This is a genomic window from Candidatus Hodarchaeum mangrovi, assembly GCF_975850365.1.
This window is the reverse complement of the sequence record NZ_CDLCQJ010000031.1, coordinates 1-4,847: the sequence shown is the minus strand read 5'-3', so window position 1 is coordinate 4,847 and position 4,847 is coordinate 1. Positions and strand designations below refer to the sequence as shown.

The window sequence follows — 4,847 nt, the reverse complement described above, 5'->3', positions numbered from 1 at the left end:
GTCAAAATGATTTTCAATGTTATTCGAAATAATCTAATAAATTGGAATTTTCTTTCCTTTAAGTTGCAATCTTTTTTCCCAAATTTTGGAATAAGAAATCCAAGGGTCCGGAACACGAACAGTAATACCTCTGGGTTTTGTGATGAATGTCTCAGGTAAAAAACCAAGAATTTCTCCATCTGCTTGATATAAGCATTTATTTCCTACAGACTCAACAAAAAATTTAGTTCCTTGAAAAGTTTCGACCTTAGAATGATAGACATGTTCACCATCATAAATAAGTCTAAATAAACGAACTAATGTAAAACGACTGACTTTTTTTAAAGCAGTTGTATGAAATATACCATCTTGAACCGAAGCTGCTGGGCAGATATGCATACCTCCACCATAACGTGTACCATTTCCAATCGCAAGGAGCATTCTTCTCGCTTGGATGGGATCCTGATCATCTATTATAATTTTTAAATCATAAGGTCGGAATTTTAAGATAGTCTCGAATACAGCAATTTGATAATTTTTTGCTCCTTTGCGTTTCTTTCCGCTTCTATTAGCACGGTTTGCGACCTCTGCATCAAATCCCATTGAGGCTGCTCCTGCAAAGTATCTATCTGCATTCACACAATAGCCAACATCAAAAGATAAATTGCTTCCATTAACTAGACATTGAATAGCAGCATTTAAATCTTTTTCAGGAATCCCAAAAACTGTGGGAATATCATCTCCTGACCCTAAGGGAATAGCAGCAAATATTCCCTTTTTATCTGCTTTAAGGATCCCATTTAACACTTCGTTTGCGGTTCCGTCTCCTCCTATTGCACATATAATTTCATATCCCTCGCTTACACGTTGTTTAGCAATATCAATTGCATGATGAGGGTACGAAGTGAACTCGAAATCATAATCAATTCCAATTTCATCAATTAATGGTTTTATAATCTCAGGCCATTGTTTTTTCACACGACCGCCCCCAGCAGTGGGATTGATTATCATAAAATACTTCTTCAAGACGAAACCATCCAAAATGATTGAAAATTGGGAAAATCAATTATTCTTTTAAAGAAAATAATTTAATTATTATTCTTATCTCCTTTAATAAACCTCTATGCTTTTTATCATTTAAGCAATAATTTGGACAATTTATGATTTTTTAATTAATTTTTGAATAAAATGATAATAAATATCCATCTGGATCTTTGAATGTAAATTCTCTATCTCCCCAGGGCTTATTTTCAATATCATCAATTATTTCTACTTTATCTCGAAAGTTTTTATATAATTCATCTACATCTGTAACTTTAATATAAAATTGAACCCCAGAACCATCAATCCCTCTTGGGTGGAGCTTGTGGTTAATATCAGGAAAAGTTCTTCCGATACCAAAACGATCATTTCCAATACGAACAGCGATCCATGTAGGATTCTCATTATTTGGATAATATTCATCTATTTCAAATCTTAAAATGTCCCGATAGAATTTAATTGAATTTTCAATGTTTTTTGTGTAAATCATTGGTTCTAATTTCATTAGATTCACTTACTCACATCAATGAATAATTGTGTAATTGTATCTTCTAGGTTGCTCTCTCTTATATCTAAAGGAGTTTGGTATCAAACCGAATGATAATGAATTGTGTGTTGTTCTTAATATACATCTCATGTGAAACTATAATTTACTAATGGAAGATCAGCTAATGCTTCTGCTATAATTTCAACAAGATCTTTTACCTCGAAAATCTCCTCAAATTGTTGTGTTTTTACTGCATCAGTTAACATCGACATACAGAAAGGACAAGCAGTTACCAATAGTTTTTTCCTCTGAGTACTTTTTTCATTATCTGCTTTAAATTCATTAAAGGTCTTTCTAGCCTCTCGAACCCGTCGTTCAGAAATACGCATTTCTACCCATTCAGGGGTGTCTCTGAACATATTTCCTCCACCACCTCCACAACAATAAGAAAACTGTTTATGATTTGGCATTTCAGAGAGTTTAATCCCGGGTATAGCCTGAAGCAATTTTCGAGGAGCATCAAAAATATTATTATACCGCCCTAAATAACACGGATCATGGAAAACCACATCATAATTTAATTCTTTCGAAAATTTAAGTCTACCATCTTCAAACAGTTCAGAAAGTAATTGACTTATGTGTACAACATCAAATTTTCCCCCATATTCGGGATATTCATTTTTAATTGTATTATAGGCATGAGGTGATGAACACACAATTCTTTTAACCTCTCGTTTTTTAAACATCTGAATATTTTCTTCAGCAAGCATCTGGAATAGGGCTTCTTCTCCTATTCGACGCATTTCATTACCATCGTTCTTTTCAGCGTCTTCAAAGGTTCCATAATCAAGCCCAATTTTATTAAATATTTCATAGGTTGCACGAGCTACTTTTTGATTTCGTGGGTCATATGCTAAAGTATCCCCTGGCAACCAAAGAAGTTTTGACTCTGAATCTTTTATTTTAGGAAGGATTCCCTCCTTTAACCATTGTGTTCGATCTCTTTTAGGTTGATTCCAAACATTCCCATATTGATAAACTGATTCAAGCATTGTAGTAAAAGTTCCAGGAACTAATCCTTGTTCTACAAGTGTAGCTCTTAATCCAACGATCATATCAACGTGATTAATCATATGAGGACAAGCATTGACACAAGCATAACAGGTCACACAAGCCCATAAAACATCTTCAGTTAAACCAGATTTTTCTTGATTATCAGCTAGTATAGGAACATTTTTATGAGAACGAATCAATCCATATTGCTTTTTTCCCCAATCACGAATATTCTGGATAACTTTCAAAGGGGAAAGTGGTTCCCCTGAGTCTTGAGCAGGACAATAATTATGACAAAAATGACACTTCATACAAGCAGAAGCTTCCAAGAGTTGGTAAAAGGAGAAATCTTCTATTTTACTTATTCCCTCTGCCAGAAAATTAAGTTGTCCTTTGGGTACCTCAATATCCTTTAGAAGTATGTTTGCAATCCCAATACCTACATGGAAAAATTTACCAAATGTAAGATATACAGCTCCAATAAACGCTGCTGTCAGATGAGTAAAGTAAAAGAAACTATGAAGCGCAAAAATTTGTGAATTGGTAATATTTGGTGTTAAAAAATATATTATTTGTGCTACTGGCATTGAAATAAATGATACCCACTCAAACTCAATAAAATCAGGAGTGTTAATTAATCCATAGAGAATTCTTGTACTTTCGACAAAAAATCCTGAAAATGCTACCCAGAAGAGAAGGAGTAAAAGGAGTAAATCTTCAAAGCCAGCGCGAGGATAATAATCACGATCAATACCATATCGTCTAATAATTGCAAGCAAAACTCCTAAGAAAAGAAGTACTCCTGCAAAATCAGCTGCAAATGAGTAAGCCAAATATATTGGTCCAATAAGTAACTTTTCATGAAAAATATATTCATGTATAGTTGCAATTATTGTTGCTATCATGGCTCCAAGAAAACCCAACATAATCATTAAATGTGCTGCAAAACTTGTTTTTCCCCGAGTATTTCGCTTAAATATTCCTCCACCAATGCTATAATAGATCCTTTTCAGGAAAGAGCGTGAAAAAAGGTTTTTAAACCCCTTCTTCACAACAGAAACAAAAAATGAGAAAAATTTCTGATCAGATCTATCATATCTCCCATGAAACCAAACACGTATCCCACGATAAATGCCAATGATGACTATTATAGTTGCAATTAAAGCACTGATGTAAATTAAGTTAGTAATAACTTGACCATAGGGTTCAATCCCTTTTGGCCAATACATTTTTCTTTCTGCGGTCCAAAACCATTCCTGTAATATTTTAAGAATTTCTTGAAACATTTTTAAACCCATATTTCATTTGACTTGTTTTGCAAGGAATAATTTGCTTATAATCTTGAGGATTCTTAGAAGTATTTAGGAGGACATAAAATATTCTAAATCAAGAAGATATAAAGCAGTTCCAACACTATTGTCCTTTTTCGGAAATTATTTCTTGTTATTGACAAAACTTATTTGAAGTTTTGGCGATTATAATTCAGCTGTTTAATAACACTCAAGGTCATTAAACTAGTAAAGCAAAAATTGATTTCAGAAAAGAAAAAAGAAAACAGTTTAGATAGTCTAAACATGTTTTGTTAATTCAGGAAGGACCGCATGAAGATCTCCAATAATCGCGAAATGAGCAATCTCTAGTATTGGTGCTTCTTCATCAGTATTTACAGCAATAATTGTTTTAGAGTTTCGCATTCCAACAAGATGCTGAATAGCACCAGAAATTCCACATGCTATGTAAATATCAGGATTTACAGTACTTCCAGTCTGACCAACCTCATGATCATGTGGTACCCATCCAGCATCTACTGCTGCTCTACTAGCTGCTACTTCACCACCTAATGCTTTAGCTGTATCAAAAATTATAGAAAATTTCTCTTTGGTACCAACACCACGACCACCAGAAACTAAAAGTTTGGCCTTAGTAATATCTACAGATACTTTAGCCATTTTTTCTTCAATAAAATGTTCCCTTTTATCTTTTGTATCAACTACTGGTGAAAAATTAATAACCTCTCCTGTTAAAGAAGCATCAGGTTCTAATTCGGGATTATTTCCTCGAAGAATAGTAACGAAATTTAATTTATTGAGATCACCTTCCATCTTAACAAACAATTTTTCTTCAAAGAGAGGATGAATTGCTTCTATTTTGTCAGCATCGATTTTAAGGGATTTTACAGAAGCAAAAATTGCATTATTAAACCGAGCAGCTAAACGAGGCATCATTTCTTGTGCATATAAACTAGCGCCTGCAACGACAATATTAGGATTTTCTTGTTTTATAATTG

The 4,847-nt window shown here is 33.5% G+C and carries 4 protein-coding genes; all 4 read right to left on the bottom strand.

What is annotated here, in order from left to right; translation table 11 throughout:
• Positions 1-33 precede the first annotated feature (33 nt).
• On the bottom strand, positions 34-990 hold the full coding sequence (locus tag ACWVCY_RS03905) for a diacylglycerol/lipid kinase family protein (protein ID WP_455140427.1): 957 nt from the start codon (positions 988-990) through the stop codon (positions 34-36).
• Positions 991-1,147: 157 nt separating this feature from the next.
• Positions 1,148-1,525, bottom strand: coding sequence for a VOC family protein (locus ACWVCY_RS03900; protein WP_455140426.1), 378 nt, complete (start codon positions 1,523-1,525; stop codon positions 1,148-1,150).
• Between the two features lie 128 nt (positions 1,526-1,653).
• Positions 1,654-3,846, bottom strand: coding sequence for a (Fe-S)-binding protein (locus ACWVCY_RS03895; protein WP_455140424.1), 2,193 nt, complete (start codon positions 3,844-3,846; stop codon positions 1,654-1,656).
• Between the two features lie 282 nt (positions 3,847-4,128).
• Positions 4,129-4,847, bottom strand: a 719-nt coding sequence (locus tag ACWVCY_RS03890) for an electron transfer flavoprotein subunit alpha/FixB family protein (RefSeq protein ID WP_455140422.1), incomplete at its 5' end; no start/stop codon positions are given.